Source organism: Microcystis sp. LEGE 08355, assembly GCF_015207185.1.
Lineage (GTDB): Bacteria > Cyanobacteriota > Cyanobacteriia > Cyanobacteriales > Microcystaceae > Microcystis > Microcystis panniformis.
In genome coordinates this window covers 1-2218 of sequence record NZ_JADEXI010000697.1, presented here as the reverse complement: position 1 = coordinate 2218, position 2218 = coordinate 1, and the positions used below count along the sequence as shown (strand labels likewise).

1 protein-coding gene is annotated in these 2218 nt (G+C 35.4%); it reads right to left on the bottom strand.

The window, feature by feature from the left end; all coding sequences use genetic code 11:
• Positions 1–50: 50 nt before the first annotated feature.
• On the bottom strand, positions 51–2201 hold the full coding sequence (locus IQ242_RS23045; protein WP_193961553.1) for an O-linked N-acetylglucosamine transferase, SPINDLY family protein: 2151 nt from the start codon (positions 2199–2201) through the stop codon (positions 51–53).
• Positions 2202–2218 lie beyond the last annotated feature (17 nt).

Here is a 2218-nt window from a genome sequence, read left to right as displayed (position 1 = left end):
AAGCGGTTTTAACTTCATTTTGCCAAGACATGATTTAATTCTCTCCTTAATTAACTTTCACAATAGATTTGCCACATTTGACGATAGGCGCTTTCCACATCTTTAGTAAACTGACGTGCATTCCAAATCGGTGAAGTTTTTCTAGATTCATCCAATTTAGCGATAACTTTGCGTCTCAACTGTTCATCCTTACCTAACTTAATTCCCCAATCGATATACTCCTCATCACTCCAAGCAATACCCTCACTAATTCCCGCATTAACCATTAAAGTATAACTATTTCTCGATGACCATTGTTGACCAACTTTTGTAACTAAAGGAATCCCCATCCACAGCACATCTAAAGTCGTCATTCCTCCCGTAAAAGGATAGGTATCTAAAACCACATCAGCTATTCTTAAATTTGCTCGATAAATTCCTGTGGGATAGAGGGGGAAGATTTTTAATCTCTCATAATTAATTCTTTCTTCCTCGGCAACTTTGAAAAATAATTTTTCTACTGATTTAGCATCACTTAACCCTTGAATACTCAAATAACTATTAGGAACTGCCTTTAAAACTTGTAGCTGAAGTCGAATAGTTTCAGGGTTACGTTTAACCCCCGTTTGTACGGTTAAGTAATTAATTGCATCCTCTGGAATCCCTAAATCATCTCTTCGGAGAGAGGGGTAAGCAACCTCGACACCATCCACACAAATATAGGAATTAGGTAAGCGCCAAATTTTTTCTCGGTAATATTCCTGTGCATCTGCTGGTAAAACGTAATTATCAGCAAGATAGTAATCAATTGCGGGAATTCCTGACGCATCAAAACCTAACCAAGTCACTTGTATTGGTGCGGGTTTAAGTGCCATGACTTGACAAGTTGTGTTATTAGTGATGCTGTCTAAATCTACCAAAATATCAATATTATCTTCACTGATTTTTTCAGCAATCATTCGAGGATCCATCGGTAAGTTATAGCAAGCATTTACCTGATTTCTAAAATCATTTTTAGTGATAAAATCTTCTTTTTGAGATACTAGGTATAAAGAGACATGAAACTCATTATAGTCATGATACTTCATTAACCATCTAGAGATTAATCCGATAGAATGATTATATAAAGTATGGGCAATATAGCCAATTTTCAGAACTTTATTGGTATCCTTAATAGTCGATTTTCGCAAAGAATGACAGTTAGAATTATTGCGAACGTATTCCTGAAAAAATTGACCAACACAATTATTAATGTAACGGTTTTTTCGTGGGTTATCTTCTAGGTAAACTAGAGGGGATAAAATTGTTAGGGATGGTTTATCCAATAATCTGGGACATTCTCGATTAGTGATACTTTTTTGCAAGGATTCTGTATATTCTTCAATATCTGCCTTAATATCGACCCAATTACCACTAAATAATTTGACATAAAGAGCAATATAATCAGCGACAGCTTGAGAAGGCAAATCTCGACAGCTTGTTTTTAATTGACTAGCTACTTGCATAGCAGCAGCAAAATCTCGATTATCAAAATAACATTGATAAAGTTCAGCTAACAGGCAAATTTGCTCCGGTTCTACTGCTAAACAAGTATTAATAACATCAATAGCCAATGGTTTATTATTCATGGCTAGAGAAGGTACTTTAGCTTCTACTACTTTGATAAAAGTTTGTCGCTGACAGTTAGATTGAAATATTGCCTCTAAGTAAGGGACGGTTTCTGGTATCTGAGAATCGAGAAATTTTTCTAAAACTTCTGCTAATAAACTTAACTCTAGACTCTGGAAATCATTGATTTTTAACACATCAACAAATAACCAGGTTTTTAACTGCTCTTGATCGAAATAATTCAAATTAATTGCTAATAAAATAAACCGCAGTAAATTATCAATATTATCGGGACTAATCTCGCGAATATGTCCTCGAATTAACCAACTGGTTTCTAAATTGCCTAACTCTAATTGTCTTCGCGCTTCCCCATCCAAAATATTGACTAAATCTGCTGTCCACGCAGTCATTTCCCCTTCATCCCCTTGACTGAGGACGAATAACCATGTGGTTTGTGCTTCTTCTTCCCTAGCTTCTAAAAGATAGGCCAATCCTAAATACCAATAATGACTAATTTCTAAGGGTTCTTTTTCTATCAATTCTTGATAAAACTGGCTAACTTGCCAGAAATCCCCTTGGATAATTGCCGGTTCAACTTGGGAATGCCAAGACATAAGTATTTATCGTTAAG

Excerpts from the sequence above, each read along its gene's own strand:
- IQ242_RS23045 (WP_193961553.1), bottom strand. The coding sequence starts at position 2,201 with ATGTCTTGGCATTCCCAAGTTGAACCGGCAATTATCCAAGGGGATTTC.